Origin of the sequence: Streptomyces sp. 3N207, assembly GCF_052246355.1 — a bacterium.
Classification (GTDB): domain Bacteria; phylum Actinomycetota; class Actinomycetes; order Streptomycetales; family Streptomycetaceae; genus Streptomyces.
Window position 1 is genome coordinate 95,361 of sequence record NZ_JBQQBV010000017.1, and the last position, 16,099, is coordinate 111,459.

A 16,099-nucleotide genomic window follows, 5' to 3' on the forward strand; every position below is an offset into this window, starting at 1 on the left:
ACGCTCTTGCGCAGATCTCTGACGGAATGCAGATCTCTTACGAAGGCAGATCTCTCACGAAGAACGTATGCCCCGTCCGCCGCCCCGGCATCACGCGAAGCTCCCGCCCGGCGGCTACGCGGGATCGGCGGCCCCTCCGGCTGCACCCGTCGCCCCAGCCGTTCCCGCACCCTTCGGGGTGCCCAGCGACTCCAGCGGCACACCCGGGTCGGCCAGCGCATGCGGATCCACCCGGACGCCGGACCGGATCAGGTCCTGGATGGGGCCTGTCACGTCCCACACATTGGCGTTCAGCCCGGCCAGCACCTGGTTGTCGCGCAGCCAGAAGGCGATGAACTCGCGCTTGCCCACATCGCCCCGGCACACCACCTGGTCGTAGGAGCCGGGCGGGGCGTAGCCGGAGTACTCCATACCGAGGTCGTACTGGTCGGAGAAGAAGTACGGCACCCGGTCGTAGGAGACGTCCTGGCCGAGCATGGCGCGTGCTGCGGCCGGGCCGCCGTTGAGGGCGTTGGCCCAGTGCTCCACCCGGAGCCGTTCGCCGAGCATCGGGTGGGCCACGGCGGCGGCGTCGCCGGTGGCGTAGATGTCCGGGTCGCTGGTGCGCAGCGAGGCGTCCACCGCGATGCCGCCGCCCGGACTGGTGGCCAGCTCCAGCCCGGCCATCTCGGCCAGCGTGGTCCGTGGCGCTGCGCCGATGGCGGCCAGCACGTCGTGCGCCGGGTGCTCGTCACCGTCGTCGGTGCGCACGCTGACCACCATGCCGTCGGTGCCGGTGATCTCGGTCAGCCGAGCGCCGAAGTGGAAGCGGACGCCGTGCTCGCGGTGCAGATCGGCGAAGAGGGAGCCCAGCTCGGGGCCGAGCACGGTGTGCAGCGGGGTGGGCTCCGGCTCGACGACGGTGACCTCGGCGCCGTACGTCCGCGCCGCGGCGGCCACCTCAAGGCCGATCCAGCCGGCGCCGGCGATGACCAGCTGGCCGTTCTCCTGGCCGAGGGCGCTCAGCACCCCGCGCAGCCGGTCGGCGTGCGCCAGCCTGCGCAGGTGGTGGACGCCCGCCAGATCGGTGCCGGGGATCTCCAGGCGGCGCGGCTCGGCGCCGGTGGCCAGCAGCAGCTTGTCGTAGTGGATACGTGTGCCGTCGCCCAGCCGGACCGACTTGCCCGCCCGGTCGAGCTGCACCGCGGGCTGCCCCAGATGGAGTTCGATGTCGGCACCCGCGTACCAGGCGGGTTCGTGCACGAAGACGCTGTCACGTTCATCCGAACCGGTGAGATAGCCCTTGGAGAGCGGGGGGCGCTCGTAGGGATGGTCGCGCTCGTCGCCGATCAGGATGACGCGGCCGGTGAACCCTTCCGCGCGCAGGGTCTCGGCGGCTTTCGCCCCCGCCAGCCCCCCACCGACGATGACGAACGTACGGTGTGCGTCGACCACTTGAAGCCTCCTCCTCGAAGACGCTGCCCCCTGCGGGCCGTGCTGTCCCCCGTCGTCCACACGTGAGCGTCCCGCATCGGGGCAGGCGCGGGAAGAGGCAGGGGGCATGGATGGGACGTATGGGCGCCCCGGTGAGTTCCGTGGCGCCGGGCGGACCAGGAGCGCTGTCCAGTGGGACGGACCGCCCTCGCGCCGCCCTCGTGGATCGTCCGGACCGCCCTCGCGCCGCCCTCGTGGGTCATCCGCGCTGCCTCCGGACGGTCAGCGCCTGGTGGAGGGAGCGGGCCGCGGCGTCGGTGAGTGTGGAGATCTGGTCGACGACCACGCGCAGCCGTGCCGCGTCGGGCTCCGCGGAGGCGTCCGCCTCGGCGTACAGGTCCGCGTACTGCGGGTCCAGGCCCTCGGGTGCCCGGGCCAGCAGCGCCTCGGCCAGCTCGTGGACGACGACACGCTGCTCGCTGCGGAGCCGCTCCAGGTCGGGGCGCTGCATCACATAGCGGTCGGCGACCGCCTTGAGGACGGCACATTCCAGCCACGATGTCTGCGGGACGATCAGCTCGGCGGCGTACCGGGTCATCGGGCCCGAGCCGTAGGCGGCGCGGGTCGCGGCCTCGGCGGACAGGCAGAAGCGGCCGATGAGCTGGCTGCTGGCGTCCTTGAGCCGGGCCTGAGCGCGGGCCGTGCCGTCGTAGCTGTGCGGCCACCACTCCTGTGCCAGCAGCCGGTCGAGCGCGGCGGCCAGCTCCCCGTCCCCGGCACCGGGGGCGTACCGCTCGGCCGCGACGGCGAACACCTCGGTCCGCTCGGGACCGGCCCGCAGCATGCGCGGGTCCAGATGTCCGGCCCTGATGCCGTCCTCCAGGTCGTGCACCGAATAGGCCACATCGTCCGACCAGTCCATGACCTGCGCCTCGAAGCACGTACGGCCCTCCGGCGCGCCCTTGCGCAGCCACTGGAAGACGGGCAGGTCCTCCTCGTAGACGCCGAACTTCGGCGATGCCGGGTCCACCGGGTGCTCACCGCGCCGCCATGGGTACTTGGTGGCGGCATCCAGCGCGGCACGCGTCAGATTGAGGCCGACGTACGGCTGGCCGTCCGGCTCCTCGGAGAACCGCTTGGGCTCCAGCCGGGTCAGCAGCCGCAGCGACTGGGCGTTCCCCTCGAAGCCGCCGGCCGGTGCGGCGATCTCGGCCAGCACGGTCTCACCGTTGTGCCCGAACGGCGGGTGGCCCAGATCGTGGGCCAGGCATGCCGTCTCGACCAGATCGGGGTCACAGCCCAGCGCGGCACCCAGCTCGCGGCCCACCTGGGCGCACTCCAGGGAGTGCGTCAGCCGGGTGCGCGGCGTCGCGTCCCAGGCGGGGCTGGCGCTGCCCGGGGCCACCATCTGGGTCTTGCCCGCCAGTCTGCGCAGCGCAGCGGAGTGCAGGACGCGGGCGCGGTCACGCTGGAAGGCGGTACGCCCCGGCCGCTTGTCCGGCTCCGGCACCCAGCGCTCGACGTCGGCAGGCACATAGCGCGGCACCGGCGGTGCGCCGCCCTCTGCCGCGGGTGTGCCGTAGCTGGCATCCATACGCCGACGGTAACCGGAGGGCGCGGCCTCAGGGCTGCTGCGCGGGCCGCGTCTCCTCCTCGACCCAGCGCAGATAGTCCGCGCTGCCGCGGACGACAGGGGTGGCGATGATCTCCGGCACGTCGTACGGATGGGCCTCGCGCAGATACGTCTCCAGCGCCTCGTACCGCGCGGCGCTCGTCTTGAACAGCAGCTGCCATTCGGGGTCCGTCTGTACGGCACCCTCCCACCGGTACACCGAGGTGACGGGCCCGGTGAGCTGGGCGCACGCCGCCAGCCTGCGCTCGATCGCCGCCGCGGCGAGCGCCTTGGCCTCCTCCTGGGAGCTGGTCGTCGTCAATACGGTGAGGATCTCGGCCATCCGCCCACCGTAACGGGCACCCGGTAGCGACTCCCCGCAGGCCCGGAGTGCTCAGGAGGGCCGAAACGTTCAAGACGGGGCGGACACGGCGCCATAGCGTGGCCGTATGACACCTCGTTTCGACCTCATCGGTATCGCCACCTCCGACTTGGCCGCCTCGCTGGCCTTCTACCGGCGGCTCGGGCTCGACATCCCCGCGGAAGCGGACACCCAACCGCATGTGGAGTGCACCGTGCCCGGCGGCGTGCGGATCGCGTGGGACACCGAGGAGACCATCCGCTCGTTCGACCCGGACTGGACGGCACCGCCGCGGGGTGCCGGCCGGATCGGGCTGGCCTTTCTGTGCGACTCGCCCGCCGAGGTCGACAAGCTGTACGGAGAGCTGACCGACGCCGGTTACGAGGGCCACTACGCCCCGTGGAACGCCGACTGGGGGCAGCGCTACGCCGTCGTACTCGACCCGGACGGCAACGGGATCGACCTGTTCGCCCCGCTCAGCTAGAGCTTGCCCCGCGGACCTTGCGCACCCTGCGAGAGGGCACAGCAGCGGGAGACGCGCCCCGTCAGGGGCGCGGGGAACTGCGCGACCAGCCACAACTGACCCGCAGCCCGCAAACGACAAGCAGGGGCACCCCCTCCCCGGAACGACGGAGAGCCGCGGCAAGACCCACGGACAGGGCCTAGCCGCCCCCGCGGACCAGCTCCGTCATCGGCGCACCCGCCAACGCGCGGACTTCGCGGGCCAGATGGGCCTGGTCGGCGTACCCCGCACGCACCGCGGTCTCGGCGAGGGGTGTGCCGGCTGTGGCCAGGCACAGCGCCCGCTGCATCCGCAGCACCCGGGCCAGCGTCTTGGCGCCGTATCCGAAGGCGTCCCGGCAACGGCGGTGCAGCTGACGTTCGCTCAGCCCCGCACGGCGGGCGACCTCGGCCACCCCGGCGCCGTCCCGCAGCTCCGCGACGACGGTCTCCACCAATGCGGCGCCGCGCGGGTCGGCGGCAGCGTGCCGCTCGGCGGTCAGCCGCCCCGCCGCAATGCTCTCCAGTGCCGCGAGCGGGTCACGGGCCTGCGCGACCCGCTCGTGCAGCTCGCACACCTGCTTGCCCGGCCACAGGGCGGCGAGCGGTATCCGCTGGTCGCGCAGCTCCCAGGCGGGTGTTCCGAAGACCCGTGGCCCTGTCCCCGGAGGCAGCCGGAGGCCGTACACCCCCAGGCCCAGGCGTTCGGTGGTCAGATATGCGCGGGTGTCCGGCCCGGCGACGACCAGTTCGCCGTTCCACAGCAGCAGATCCATACAGCCGTCGGGCAGCACCCGTCCGGTCGTCCCCGGGGGCGCGGGGGCGCGGGTCCACGCCACGGCGCCGCGCAGCCGCGAGGCCCGTTCCTCGTACGGTGCCCGTTCCTCGTGCATGTCCCCAGGATGCACCCGGCCACCGACAGCGTTGCCGGGAACGCGGACGGCTCAGCCCGTGGTGAGCCCCGCGAGATACGCCGTGGGGCTGACGCCGCGCAGCCGTTTGAAGGCGGCGCTCAGGGCGAAGCCGTCCGCGTACCCCACCCGGCGGGCGACCGCCTGCAGGGTCGCCCCCTGCTCGCGCAGCAGCCGGGCCGCCAGGTCGATGCGCCAGTGGGCGAGGTAGGTCATGGGTGGCTCGCCGACCAGTTCGGCGAAGCGCCGGGCGAGGCTCGCCCGGGACACCCCGGCCTTGGCCGCGAGCGCCGCCACCGTCCAGGCGTGCCCGGGCTGCTCGTGCAGCAGCCGCAGCGCCACCCCGACCACGGGGTCGCTCTGTGCGCGGTACCAGGCGGGGGCGCGCGCCTCGGGGCGGGCGAACCAGGCGCGCAGCACCGAGACCAGCAGCAGGTCCAGCAGCCGGTCGAGGACCATCTGCTGGCCCGGCGCCTCCTTGACGACCTCAGCGGCGACCAGCGGCATCAGCCCCGAATCCCACTCATGCCTGCGCAGCACCAGCACGGGCGGCAGCGCGTCGAGCAGCCGTGCGCTGAGGTCGCCGTGCAGCTGGTAGTTGCCGCTCAGCAGCACGGTGGGATCGTCCATGCTGCGGCCCCAGGTACGCACCCCCAGCGCGAGCTCCTCGCACATGTCGACCCCGTCCGGGGTGGTGCAGCAGTCGCCCGGCTGGATCAGCAGTCCCGGCTCGGTCGCCGGGTCGTCGGCGAGCACGTACGGCGCCGGGCCGCGCAGCACCACCACATCGCCCGGCGTCATCCGTACCGGCCGAGGGTCCTCGGAATGCCGTACGCAGCCCTCCCCCCGCAGCATGGCCGCCACCGACAGCGGGGTGCCGTCCTGCACGCGCACGGCCCACGGTGGTGCGAGCAGCACCCGGTGGAAGAGCCCGCCCCGCGCCCGGGCCCCGCTCAGCACGTCGGTGAGCGCCTCGGTCAGCCCGTCGGTGTGCTCAGCCTGCTGCGTACTTCTCGCACTCTGTGGAACGACTGTTGTCACAACAGCAGCTTAGACGCGCGGACATGGAGTTGAGCCGCTGAGCAATGTTCCGGGCCGCCCGAAGAGCGTTGGCTGAAGCCATGACACAGCACACGCCGATGAATACAGCAACGACAGCGAACACCGCGGAGCAGGAGAGCGCACCGGCCCCGGTCCTCGTCCTGTGCGGCACCGGCAAGAACGGCAGCAGGGTCGTCGAGCGGCTTCGCGAACGTGGCCACCCGGTACGCGTGGGCTCCCGCTCCGGACAGCCGCCGTTCGACTGGAAGTCCCCCGCCACCTGGGACGCCGCGCTGGAGGGAGTGGGCGCCGTTTTCGTCGTCTGCCAGCCCGACGTGGGCGCCCCCGGGACCGCGGACGCGGTACGCGCGTTCGGACAGCGCGCCGCACGAGCCGGGGTGCGGCGGCTGGTGCTGCTCTCGTCCCGCGGCGAGGACCTTGCGCTCCCGACGGAGCAGGCGGTACGGGAAGCGGGCACGGAGTGGACGATCCTGCGCACGAGCTGGTTCTTCCAGAACTTCAGCGAGGGCGTCTTCCTGCCGTACGTCATGGCGGGCGAACTGCCCTTCCCTGCGGGCGATGTACGCGAGCCGTTCATCGACGCGGACGACATCGCCCAGGTGGCCGTGACCGCGCTGACGGAAGAGGGTCAGCACGGCCGGGTCCACGATCTGACGGGGCCGCGTCTGCTCAGCTTCGGGGAGGCCGTCGCCGAGCTGGCCGCGGCCGGCGGGCCGACGGTGCGCTATGTGCCGGTCCCGCCCGAGGAGTACGCCGAGTGGCTGGCCGGGCAGGGCCTGGAGCCGGAACTGGTGGCGTTCCTGATCGAGCTGTTCACCCAGCTCATGGACGGGCGCAACGCGGTCGTCTCGCACGGTGTCCGGGAGGTGCTCGGCCGTACGGGCCGGGACTTCACCGACTTCGCCCGGGAGGCGGCGGCGAAGGACGCGTGGCAGGGCTGACCGTCCGGCGGGGCGGCCTGCGGAGGGAATCCGCGGCGGTACCGCGGGTCGCCCGGTTGCATCATGGGCCGTGCGCGGGACGATGGATGCATGGACGATGTGACCGCACTGGCCGCCGAGCACCTGGCGCTGGCAAGGAAAGACCCGCACGGCCGCAGCGCGTACCTCTTCCTGCACGACGGACCGCTGCGGCAGTCCGTCATCGCACTGACGAAGGGCTCGTCTCTGGAGGAGCACAACACGCCTCCCGCGATGAGCGTCCACGTCCTCCAGGGCAGCATCCGGCTCACCGAGGGCACCGCCGACCAGGACGTCGGTGCCGGGCAGATCCAGCGGGTGCCTCATCTGCGGCACGGGGTGCTCGCACTGGAGGACACGGCATTCATCCTGACCGCGGTGACGGGCACCGACTGACCGACTCCTGGCCCCTCCTGGCCAGGCTGACGGTGCGCCTGGTCAGGCCCCCTCGCGGGCCTTCCACTCCGCGATGCGGTGCAGTACCGAACGCAGCGCCAGGTCGTAGCCGAAGATGCCGTGTCCGGAGACCATTCCCTGGCACACGGGCGCGGTCACCGAGGTGTGCCGGAAGGGCTCGCGGGCGTGCACATTGGAGATGTGCACCTCCACGCACGGGATGCCGAGACCGGCGACGGCTTCGATGGCGTCCCGCAGCGCATAGCTGTAGTGCGCGTAGGCACCGGGGTTGAAGACGATGCCGTCGTCGCCGCTCCGGGTGCCGTGGACGAAGTCGATGAGCGCTCCCTCGCTGTTGCTCTGCGCGCAGCGCACCTCGGCGCCCAGCTCCTTGCCGAGCGCCGTGGTGCGCTCTTCGACGTCCCGCAGGGTGGTGCTGCCGTAGGTGGCCTGGTCGCGCTCGCCGAGCAGGTTGAGGTTGGGACCGTGCAGGAGCAGCACGCGCGGTGCCGTGGAGGGCGCGACGGAGGGCGCAGCAGCGGGAGAATTCGCGTTCATGGGTGCAGCCTAGAGCCCGCCGGGCGGCCGGGCCCGGGCCCCGGTGCCGCTGACCTCGACCGATGGGGGGCGTGCCGCTAGCCTCCACAGGTGAGGGGGGCTGACCGAGGCGAGGAGCAGGGCGAGCGATGGGCTGGACAGCGCGGAACATCCCCGACCAGAGCGGCCGTACGGCGGTCGTGACCGGCGCCAACAGCGGGATCGGCCTCGTGACGGCCCGGGAGCTGGCACGCCGCGGCGCCCGTGTCGTGCTGGCCTGCCGGGACGAGGAGCGCGGCGGCCGGGCGCGGGACGAGCTCGTCCAGGAGCTGCCGGAGGCGGGGCCGCGCACCGAGCTGCGCCGGCTCGACCTGGGCGACCTGGCGTCGGTACGGGCGTTCGCCAAGGAGCTGCCGGACGACCGGGTGGACCTGCTCATCAACAACGCGGGCGTGATGGCATTGCCGTACGGCAGGACTGCGGACGGCTTCGAGCGGCAGTTCGGCGTCAACCACCTGGGGCACTTCGCCCTCACCGGACTGCTGCTGGACCGGCTGCTCGCCGCCCCCACACCCCGCGTCATCACCGTCTCCAGCGGAGCGCACGCGCTGGCCAACATCGACATCGCGGACCTCAACAGCGAGCACTCCTACCGGCGCTGGGTCGCCTACGGCCGCTCCAAGACCGCCAATCTGCTCTTCACCCACGAGCTGGCCCGCCGGCTGGCCGACACCCCGCTCGTCGCCGCGGCCGCACACCCCGGCTACGCGGCCACCAATCTGCAGACCGCCGGGGCACGCATGGAGGGCAGGAAAGCTGCCGAGCGGGTGATGGCGCTGGGCAACAGGCTTGTCGCACAGTCGGCCGAGGCGGGCGCGCTGCCGACGCTGTACGCGGCAACGGCCCCCGGGGTGGCCTCCGACTCCTTCACGGGGCCACGGCTGCTGGGCTGGCGGGGTGCCCCGGCGCCGTCCTGGCGGGCCCCCTGGACGCTCAGCGATGTGGCGGCCGAGCGGCTGTGGGCGGCCTCGGAACAGCTGACGGGGGTCACCTACGGGGTGCCTTCGTGATCCGGGTGCTGGTCGTCGACGACGACTTCATGGTGGCCCGGCTGCACAGCACGCTGGTCTCCCGGGTGCCAGGGTTCGAGGTCGCGGCAGTGGCGCACAGCGGTGCGGAGGCACTTGCGCTGGTGCGGGAGACCGCACCCGATCTGGTGCTGCTGGATCTGTATCTGCCCGATGTGAGCGGGCTGGAGGTGCTGCGGCAACTGCGCGGTGCCGGTGCGCCCGGCGGCGGCCCCGACGTGCTGGTGATCACGGCGGCCAGGGACGCGGAGAGCGTACGGGCCGCACGGCACGGCGGCGCCGTGCAGTACGTCGTCAAACCGTTCGAGGGGCGCCTGCTGAGCGAGCGGCTGGAGCGGTACGCGCAGGAGCGGCGGGAGTTCGAGTCGCTGACCGCGCCCGGCCAGGAAGAGCTGGACCGGGTGTTCTCCGGCGGCGGTACGGGCGCACCGGATGCGGCAGCGCGGGTTCCCGAAGGCGCTGCCGTGGTCACCCGTACGGCCCGTGCCCGCGCACTGCCCAAGGGGCTGACCGAGCAGACGGCTGCCCTGGTACGTGCCGCGCTCGACGCCAGCCCGCGGGAGACGGGTCTGTCCGCCTCCGAGTGCGCCGAGCACAGCGGGCTGTCCCGGGTGAGCGCCCGCCGCTATCTGGAGCACTTCGTCGCGACCGGCACGGCACGGGTGACCCTCCGGTACGGCACGACAGGCCGCCCCGAGCGCCGCTTTCACCGGGTGTGAGACGGCGCGGAGGGCTGCCTGTCGTGGAGTCGCGGGTCAGACCTTGGTGAAGCACATGGTGTAGTCGGCACCGCGGTTGCTCGAATACTGGATGCCGTAGTTGTACTTGGCCGGGCACTCCTTGCCCGGCCCGAAGAGGCGCTCACCGGTCTTGTACTCGGCCTCGGACGAACCGCACTCGACGATCGTGGGCAGCGGGTCCTCCTTGGTGCCCTCGATCTTCACGCAGTCGCCCTCCTGCGGGTCGTGCGTCTTGTCCTCCTCGACCTGTGCGGACTGCGACGCCTCCGCCTTGGCCTTCCCGCCGTTGGGGTCGGTGTTGTACTTGTACACGTACCAGGCCCCGCCACCGAATATCGCCAGGACGACGATGGCGGCGATCAGACCGCGCAGCGGGCTCGCCTGCGGACGGCGCTGCGGACCGCCGGGAGGCGGCGGGTAGCCGTGGGGCTGGTTCTGGTACGGCGATGGTGCGGACATGGGTCCCCCGAGAGGTGTTCGCTGATCCTCGCGCTAATGCGCGAATGTTCGCGGTTACTGTAAGGGCTCCCCCACGCACCTCTCACCGCACCCCCCCGGCAATGCTTTCGCCCGCCGTTGCGTTGACGTCAGCGTCAACCCATAGCGTGCCGAGCACCGTACGAAAGCACGGCAGTGCACCGCGGGAGAGCACGGCGGAAGAGCACGCGGAAAGGAGGGCCGCATGCGCATCGGAGAGCTCGCAAAGCGCGCTGGTACGACCACGCGGGCCCTGCGCTACTACGAGTCCCGGGGTCTGCTGACCGTGGCGCGGGACGCGCACGGGTACCGCACGTTCGGCGAGGACGACCTGCGGGTGCTGCGGCAGATCAGGACGCTGCAGGAGAACGGCTTCGAGCTGGAGGAGACCCGGCCGTTCGTCGAGTGCCTGCGCGCGGGTCACCCGGCGGGCGACTCCTGCCCGGACTCGCTGGAGGTCTACCGCCGCAAGCTCGCCGAACTGGACGCGTGCATGGCCGAACTGCGCTCCGTACGGGACGAGGTCGCCGCACGGCTGGCCCGCGCCGAGGTCGAGGCAGCGGCGGATTCGCCGCACGGCCCCGAACCGCGGTGCGAGCTGAGCCCGCCACGACCCGTTGCCGGACACACGTGAGAGACGCAAGGGAGACAACGGCCCATGAGCACAACAACCGCACACCTGAGGGAAGTCACGGACGCGACGTTCACCGAGGAGGTGCTGCGCTCCGACATCCCGGTACTGGTCGACTTCACCGCCGAGTGGTGCCCGCCGTGCCGAATGGTCGCCCCGGTGCTCGCCCAGCTCGCCGAGGAGCACCCGGGCACCCTGAAGGTCGTCTCCCTGGATGTGGACCGCAACCCCGAGACCCAGGCCGCCTACGGCGTTCTCTCGATGCCCACCCTGATCCTCTTCCGCGACGGCGAGCCCGCTCGCTCGGTGGTGGGCGCCCAGCCCAAGCGCCGGCTGGTGGAGCAACTGGGTCTGGACGAGACGCGCTGACGCGAGGGAGCACGCGCCCCGTCAGGGGCGCGGGGAACGGCGCGCTCAGCCACAACGGACTCGCATCCCGCAACCGACGGAGAGGGGCACCCCGGCACCGGTCCGGCCGAACAATGGAGGCGGCACCCCCGCACGGGTGCCGCCTCCTGGTCCGGGCCGTTCTGCGGTGAGGGTGGGTGCGGAACGGGAGCCCGGCGGTTGAATGGCTCAGGGGGCGGCAGTCTGCTGCTGGGCCGCCGCGCGGCCTGCCTCCAGACGGGCCACCGGGATCCGGAAGGGGGAGCAGGAGACGTAGTCGAGGCCCACCTCGTGGAAGAAGTGCACCGACTCCGGGTCACCGCCGTGCTCGCCGCACACACCGAGCTTGAGGTCGGGCCGGGTGGCCCGGCCGGCCTCGACGGCGCTGCGGACCAGGGCGCCGACGCCGTCCTTGTCGATGGTCTCGAAGGGGGAGACGCCGAAGATGCCTCTCTCCAGGTAGGCCGTGAAGAAGCTGGCCTCCACATCGTCGCGGCTGAACGCCCACACGGTCTGGGTGAGGTCGTTGGTGCCGAAGGAGAAGAAGTCGGCGCACTCGGCGATCTGCCCGGCGGTGAGCGCCGCGCGGGGCAGCTCGATCATCGTACCGAGGGTGAGCCCCAGGTCCACGTTGTGCTCGCGCTCGATCTCCGTGATGACCTGCTCGGCCTCCTCGCGGACGAGCTCCAGCTCCTGCACGGTGCCCACCAGCGGGATCATGATCTCGGCGCGCGGGTCGCCGCCGGCGGCCTTGCGCTCCGCCGACGCCTCGGCGATGGCGCGGATCTGCATGGTGAACAGGCCCGGGATGACCAGCCCGAGGCGGACACCGCGCAGGCCCAGCATGGGGTTCTGCTCATGCAGCCGGTGCACGGCCTGGAGCAGCCGCAGGTCGTTCTCGTTGGCGTCCTTGCGGGACTCGGCGAGTGCGACGCGTACGGACAGCTCGGTGATGTCCGGCAGGAACTCGTGCAGCGGCGGGTCCAGCAGCCGCACCGTCACCGGCAGGCCGTCCATCGACTCGAACAGCTCGATGAAGTCGCCCTTCTGGAGCGGCAGCAGAGCGCCCAGCGCCTGCTCGCGCTCGTCCTCGGTGTCGGCGAGGATCAGCCGCTCGACCAGCTCGCGCCGCTCCCCGAGGAACATGTGCTCGGTACGGCACAGGCCGATGCCCTGGGCGCCGAACCGGCGGGCGCGCGCGGCGTCCTCGGCGTTGTCGGCGTTGGCCCGCACCCGCAGCCTGCGTACCCGGTCCGCGTACGCCATGATCCGGTGGACGGCCTTGACCAGTTCGTCGGCGTCGTCGGCGCCCGCGTGCATCCGGCCCTCGAAGTACTCCACGACCGGGGAGGGCACGACCGGTACCTCGCCCGCGTAGACCTTGCCGGTCGAGCCGTCGATGGAGACGACGTCGCCCTCCTCGATGACCCGCCCGTCCTGGGTCTTGAGGCAGCGCCGCTTGGTGTCGACCTCCAGCTCCTCGGCGCCGCACACACAGGTCTTGCCCATGCCGCGGGCGACGACGGCCGCGTGCGAGGTCTTGCCGCCGCGCGAGGTGAGGATGCCCTCGGCCGCGAGCATGCCGTCCAGGTCGTCCGGGTTGGTCTCACGGCGGATGAGGATGACCTTCTCACCGGAGCGGGACCACTTGATGGCGGTGTAGGAGTCGAAGACGGCCTTGCCCACGGCTGCGCCCGGGGAGGCGGCGATGCCCCAGCCGATCTGGTCGGCTTCCTTGACACCGCCGTTGCTGTCGAAGCGGGGAAACATCAGCTGGGCGAGCTGGGTGCCGTTGACTCGTTGCAACGCCTCGGCCTCGTCGATCAGCCCCTGGTCGACGAGTTGGGTGGCGATGCGGAAGGCGGCGGCCGCGGTGCGCTTGCCGACCCGCGTCTGGAGCATCCACAGCTTGCCGCGCTCGATGGTGAACTCGATGTCGCACAGATCCCGGTAGTGGTTCTCCAGGGTCTCCATGATCTGCATCAGCTGGTCGTACGACGCCTTGTCGAGCTGTTCCAGATCGGCGAGCGGCACGGTGTTGCGGATGCCGGCGACGACGTCTTCGCCCTGGGCGTTCTGCAAGTAGTCGCCGTAGACGCCCTGCTGGCCGCTGGCCGGGTCACGGGTGAAGGCAACACCGGTGCCGGAGTCGGGGCCGAGGTTGCCGAAGACCATCGAGCAGATGTTGACGGCGGTGCCCAGGTCGTGCGGGATGCGCTCCTGGCGGCGGTAGAGCCGGGCGCGGGCGCCGTTCCACGAGTCGAAGACCGCGCGGACGGCCAAGTCCATCTGCTCGCGCGGGTCCTGCGGGAAGTCGCGGCCCGTCTCCTCGGAGACGATCGACTTGAACTTGCTGACCAGTTCCTTGAGGTCGTCCGCCGTCAGATCCACGTCGGTCCTGGCGCCGCGCGCGCTCTTGACCTCGTCCAGCGTCTCGGAGAACCGCTCACCTTCGATACCGAGCACGGTGTCGCCGAACATCTGGATGAGGCGGCGGTAGGAGTCCCACGCGAAGCGCTCGTCGCCGGACTGGGCCGCCAGCCCGTGCACGGACGCGTCGGAGAGCCCGATGTTGAGGACGGTGTCCATCATCCCGGGCATGGAGAACTTGGCGCCGGAGCGTACGGAGACCAGCAGCGGGTCGTCCGCCTGGCCGAGCTTCTTGCCCATCCCCTCCTCGAGCGCGGCCAGATGCGCGCTCACCTGATCCCGGAGCGCCGCGGGGGCCTCGCCGGACTCCAGGTACGCCTTGCAGGCTTCGGTGGTGATGGTGAAGCCCGGAGGGACGGGCAGACCGAGGTTGGTCATCTCGGCGAGGTTGGCTCCCTTCCCGCCGAGGAGGTCCTTGAGGTCCTTGTTGCCCTCGCTGAAGTCATAGACGAACTTCCGCTGCTGCGACTGCTGCTGCGACGCGCCTACTGCGGACTCTGCGTTCGCGGACTCTGTGTTCTTCGCGTGAACCGGCACCGGACTCGGCTCCTCGTGGTCGGCTGCCCTGACGGCGGGGAGCGTACCCAGATCAAAGGCTTACGAGTACGTCCAACAGCACGTCACACGGCTGTAACCACCCGTGTGCCGAGAGATCGAAAGTGCAGGGCCGTCCGGGCTGATTGGGCATACCATTCAGAACTCGAACGGATGATGACGGTGGGCTGTATGGATCATGGTTTTCAGCACGGTGAGTAGCCGTCGCCTCCAACCCAGGAACCAAGGGTCGGTAAAACCGCGGGCCGCTCCTTGGAGATCTACAGCTCACATCTGAGCGCTCATCTGAGCGTACCCTCGATCAAGGTGGCGCGAATCACGCGGCTGAACGGGTGAACGTCTCACCATCCGGACGGGCTGCCGTCCGCAGTAAATTGCCGGGGTGATCGACTCGAACCCCGGCCCCGTCCCGCGCCTCTCCCCCGTCGACAGGGCAGCGGACACCCTCTTCGTCTACGGCACCCTCCGCTTCCGCCGCATCCTGACCGCCCTGCTCGGCCGCGTTCCGTCCGCCACCCCCGGCACCGTCTCCGGCTGGCGCACCGCGGCACTCACCGGCCGGCCCTACCCCGGGCTGGTTCCCGCGCCGGGACAGACGGCGACCGGGCTGCTGCTGAGCGGCCTGAGCACCCACGAGTGGCGCGTACTGGACGACTTCGAGGACGACGAGTACGAGCTGCGCCGCCTCCCTGTGGACCGGGACGGGGGCGGAGACGGAGCGGGTGAGACCTGGGCGTACGTCTGGGCCGACCCGGGCGAGGTACGTCCGCAGAACTGGGAAGCGGACACCTTCGCGGGGCACCAACTGGACCGCTACGCGATCCGGTTGGAGGCCGCGGCGCTCCGGTTCCGGGGGCGGGCGTAGGAGGGCCCGGTCAGCCGCCGGAGGTGTCCAGTTCGGCGTCCGCGCCGATGCCGGTGCCGCACTCGTACGGGTCGTCCAGCCAGCCGTCGGGCAGGACGACCTTGTTGCGCGAGTGGGTGCGGCCGCGCGGACCGTCGGCGCCTTCCGGCCATTCCTGGGAGAGATCCAGCTCGTCGAGCAGCGCGCGCAGCTGCTCCAGCGAGCCCGCGACGGCGAGCCGCTTGCGCATCTCGGAGCCGACCGAGAAGCCCTTGGTGTACCAGGCGACATGCTTACGGAAGTCGATGACGCCGCGCGCCTCGTCCCCCAGCCACTCCCCCAGCAGCCGCGCGTGCCGCACCATGACGTCGGCGACCTCGGCCAGCGTGGGCCGGGCGTACGCCTGCGCGCCGTCCCCGGCCAGCGCGGCCACCAGATCGGCGAACAGCCAGGGCCGGCCCAGGCAGCCGCGGCCCACCACGACACCGTCGCAGCCGGTCTGCCGCATCATGCGTACCGCGTCGTCGGCCGACCAGATGTCGCCGTTGCCCAGTACGGGGATCTCGGGGACGGCTTCCCTGAGGCGCGCGATGGCGTCCCAGTCGGCGGTCCCGCCGTAGTGCTGCGCTGCCGTGCGGCCGTGCAGGGCTATGGCGGTGACGCCCTCCTGCACGGCGATACGTCCGGCGTCCAGATACGTCAGGTGGTCGTCGTCGATGCCCTTGCGCATCTTCATCGTCACCGGCCGCCCGCCCGCGTTGGCCACGGCCTCGTGCAGGATGGCCCGCAGCAGCGGCCGCTTGTAGGGCAGCGCGGAGCCGCCGCCCTTGCGGGTGACCTTGGGGACGGGGCAGCCGAAGTTGAGGTCGATGTGGTCGGCCAGATCCTCGTCGGCGATCATCCGCACCGCCTTGCCGACGGTCACCGGGTCGACGCCGTACAGCTGGATGGAGCGCGGCTTCTCGCTCGCGTCGAAGTGGACGAGCTGCATCGTCTTCTCGTTGCGCTCCACCAGCGCCCGGGTGGTGATCATCTCACTGACGAACAGCCCGCGCCCGCCGGAGAACTCCCGGCACAGCGTCCGGAACGGAGCGTTGGTGATCCCAGCCATCGGTGCCAGCACGACGGGCGGCTGGACGGCGTGCTCTCCGATGTGCAGCGGCTGGTTCGGCTGGCTCATACGACGGCGGTTCCT

Annotated in this window: 17 protein-coding genes; 8 read left to right on the forward strand and 9 right to left on the reverse strand. The window is 71.5% G+C overall.

The window, feature by feature from the left end:
* Positions 1–114: 114 nt before the first annotated feature.
* The 3 genes from ACTWP9_RS24905 to cutA form a co-directional block, all read right to left on the reverse strand.
* Positions 115–1,434, reverse strand: coding sequence for an NAD(P)/FAD-dependent oxidoreductase (locus ACTWP9_RS24905; RefSeq protein ID WP_443248490.1), 1,320 nt, complete (start codon positions 1,432–1,434; stop codon positions 115–117).
* Positions 1,435–1,672: 238 nt separating this feature from the next.
* On the reverse strand, positions 1,673–3,007 hold the full coding sequence (locus ACTWP9_RS24910; RefSeq protein WP_443248491.1) for a deoxyguanosinetriphosphate triphosphohydrolase: 1,335 nt from the start codon (positions 3,005–3,007) through the stop codon (positions 1,673–1,675).
* 28 nt (positions 3,008–3,035) lie between these two features.
* Positions 3,036–3,368 (reverse strand): divalent-cation tolerance protein CutA, encoded by a 333-nt coding sequence (cutA, locus tag ACTWP9_RS24915; RefSeq protein ID WP_443248492.1) that lies wholly within the window; start codon positions 3,366–3,368, stop codon positions 3,036–3,038.
* Between the two features lie 106 nt (positions 3,369–3,474).
* On the opposite strand from cutA, the gene ACTWP9_RS24920 reads away from it, so the two are divergent.
* Positions 3,475–3,870: a VOC family protein gene (locus ACTWP9_RS24920; protein ID WP_443248493.1), complete on the forward strand. Its 396-nt coding sequence runs from the start codon at positions 3,475–3,477 to the stop codon at positions 3,868–3,870.
* Positions 3,871–4,048: 178 nt separating this feature from the next.
* Here the strand turns inward: ACTWP9_RS24920 and ACTWP9_RS24925 are convergent, their stop codons facing one another.
* Positions 4,049–4,780: a helix-turn-helix domain-containing protein gene (locus tag ACTWP9_RS24925; protein WP_443248494.1), complete on the reverse strand. Its 732-nt coding sequence runs from the start codon at positions 4,778–4,780 to the stop codon at positions 4,049–4,051.
* Positions 4,781–4,831: 51 nt separating this feature from the next.
* The gene (locus ACTWP9_RS24930) at positions 4,832–5,779 is read right to left on the reverse strand and encodes an AraC family transcriptional regulator (RefSeq protein ID WP_443248576.1); all 948 of its coding nucleotides are present in this window, start codon (positions 5,777–5,779) and stop codon (positions 4,832–4,834) included.
* 140 nt (positions 5,780–5,919) lie between these two features.
* Between ACTWP9_RS24930 and ACTWP9_RS24935 the strand changes: the two genes are divergently transcribed.
* Both ACTWP9_RS24935 and ACTWP9_RS24940 read left to right on the forward strand, forming a co-directional pair.
* Positions 5,920–6,801 carry an NmrA family transcriptional regulator gene (locus ACTWP9_RS24935; protein WP_443248495.1) on the forward strand — a complete coding sequence of 294 codons (882 nt, stop codon included), beginning with the start codon at positions 5,920–5,922 and terminating at the stop codon, positions 6,799–6,801.
* 90 nt (positions 6,802–6,891) lie between these two features.
* Positions 6,892–7,215, forward strand: a complete 324-nt coding sequence (locus ACTWP9_RS24940; protein ID WP_443248496.1) for a cupin — start codon at positions 6,892–6,894, stop codon at positions 7,213–7,215.
* Between the two features lie 42 nt (positions 7,216–7,257).
* On the opposite strand, the gene aroQ is transcribed toward ACTWP9_RS24940, so the two are convergent.
* A complete protein-coding gene (gene aroQ / locus ACTWP9_RS24945; RefSeq protein WP_443248497.1) occupies positions 7,258–7,773 on the reverse strand; it encodes a type II 3-dehydroquinate dehydratase in 516 nt (171 codons plus the stop codon).
* Between the two features lie 128 nt (positions 7,774–7,901).
* Here aroQ and ACTWP9_RS24950 point away from each other — a divergent pair, with 128 nt between their 5' ends.
* Both ACTWP9_RS24950 and ACTWP9_RS24955 read left to right on the forward strand, forming a co-directional pair.
* Complete coding sequence (locus ACTWP9_RS24950) at positions 7,902–8,822, forward strand: oxidoreductase (protein WP_443248498.1); 921 nt, start codon at positions 7,902–7,904, stop codon at positions 8,820–8,822.
* A complete protein-coding gene (locus ACTWP9_RS24955; RefSeq protein ID WP_443248499.1) occupies positions 8,819–9,559 on the forward strand; it encodes a response regulator in 741 nt (246 codons plus the stop codon). Before ACTWP9_RS24950 ends, ACTWP9_RS24955 begins: the two co-directional genes overlap by 4 nt.
* 36 nt (positions 9,560–9,595) lie before the next feature.
* On the opposite strand, the gene ACTWP9_RS24960 is transcribed toward ACTWP9_RS24955, so the two are convergent.
* On the reverse strand, positions 9,596–10,039 hold the full coding sequence (locus tag ACTWP9_RS24960; protein WP_443248500.1) for an LppU/SCO3897 family protein: 444 nt from the start codon (positions 10,037–10,039) through the stop codon (positions 9,596–9,598).
* Between the two features lie 223 nt (positions 10,040–10,262).
* On the opposite strand from ACTWP9_RS24960, the gene ACTWP9_RS24965 reads away from it, so the two are divergent.
* Together ACTWP9_RS24965 and trxA are read left to right on the forward strand one after the other, a co-directional pair.
* A complete protein-coding gene (locus ACTWP9_RS24965) occupies positions 10,263–10,691 on the forward strand; it encodes a MerR family transcriptional regulator (protein WP_443248501.1) in 429 nt (142 codons plus the stop codon).
* Between the two features lie 24 nt (positions 10,692–10,715).
* Entirely contained in the window at positions 10,716–11,057 is a 342-nt protein-coding gene (gene trxA, locus ACTWP9_RS24970; RefSeq protein WP_443248502.1) for a thioredoxin, read from the forward strand.
* A 207-nt stretch (positions 11,058–11,264) separates the two neighbouring features.
* Here trxA and ppdK read toward each other — a convergent pair whose 3' ends face one another.
* Positions 11,265–14,042 carry a pyruvate, phosphate dikinase gene (gene ppdK, locus ACTWP9_RS24975; RefSeq protein ID WP_443248503.1) on the reverse strand — a complete coding sequence of 926 codons (2,778 nt, stop codon included), beginning with the start codon at positions 14,040–14,042 and terminating at the stop codon, positions 11,265–11,267.
* A gap of 400 nt (positions 14,043–14,442) precedes the next feature.
* On the opposite strand from ppdK, the gene ACTWP9_RS24980 reads away from it, so the two are divergent.
* The gene (locus ACTWP9_RS24980) at positions 14,443–14,925 is read left to right on the forward strand and encodes a gamma-glutamylcyclotransferase family protein (RefSeq protein WP_443248504.1); all 483 of its coding nucleotides are present in this window, start codon (positions 14,443–14,445) and stop codon (positions 14,923–14,925) included.
* 10 nt (positions 14,926–14,935) lie between these two features.
* On the opposite strand, the gene dusB is transcribed toward ACTWP9_RS24980, so the two are convergent.
* Positions 14,936–16,084, reverse strand: a complete 1,149-nt coding sequence (gene dusB, locus ACTWP9_RS24985; protein ID WP_443248505.1) for a tRNA dihydrouridine synthase DusB — start codon at positions 16,082–16,084, stop codon at positions 14,936–14,938.
* Between the last annotated feature and the right edge of the window lie 15 nt (positions 16,085–16,099).

What these genes read in the sequence shown, in the direction of transcription:
- ACTWP9_RS24910 (WP_443248491.1), bottom strand. Translation starts at nt 3,007, where the DNA reads ATGGATGCCAGCTACGGCACACCCGCGGCAGAGGGCGGCGCACCGCCG.
- cutA (WP_443248492.1), bottom strand. Translation starts at nt 3,368, where the DNA reads ATGGCCGAGATCCTCACCGTATTGACGACGACCAGCTCCCAGGAGGAG.
- ACTWP9_RS24920 (WP_443248493.1), top strand. Translation starts at nt 3,475, where the DNA reads ATGACACCTCGTTTCGACCTCATCGGTATCGCCACCTCCGACTTGGCC.
- ACTWP9_RS24925 (WP_443248494.1), bottom strand. Translation starts at nt 4,780, where the DNA reads ATGCACGAGGAACGGGCACCGTACGAGGAACGGGCCTCGCGGCTGCGC.
- ACTWP9_RS24935 (WP_443248495.1), top strand. Translation starts at nt 5,920, where the DNA reads ATGACACAGCACACGCCGATGAATACAGCAACGACAGCGAACACCGCG.
- ACTWP9_RS24940 (WP_443248496.1), top strand. Translation starts at nt 6,892, where the DNA reads ATGGACGATGTGACCGCACTGGCCGCCGAGCACCTGGCGCTGGCAAGG.
- aroQ (WP_443248497.1), bottom strand. Translation starts at nt 7,773, where the DNA reads ATGAACGCGAATTCTCCCGCTGCTGCGCCCTCCGTCGCGCCCTCCACG.
- ACTWP9_RS24950 (WP_443248498.1), top strand. Translation starts at nt 7,902, where the DNA reads ATGGGCTGGACAGCGCGGAACATCCCCGACCAGAGCGGCCGTACGGCG.
- ACTWP9_RS24960 (WP_443248500.1), bottom strand. Translation starts at nt 10,039, where the DNA reads ATGTCCGCACCATCGCCGTACCAGAACCAGCCCCACGGCTACCCGCCG.
- ACTWP9_RS24965 (WP_443248501.1), top strand. Translation starts at nt 10,263, where the DNA reads ATGCGCATCGGAGAGCTCGCAAAGCGCGCTGGTACGACCACGCGGGCC.
- trxA (WP_443248502.1), top strand. Translation starts at nt 10,716, where the DNA reads ATGAGCACAACAACCGCACACCTGAGGGAAGTCACGGACGCGACGTTC.
- dusB (WP_443248505.1), bottom strand. Translation starts at nt 16,084, where the DNA reads ATGAGCCAGCCGAACCAGCCGCTGCACATCGGAGAGCACGCCGTCCAG.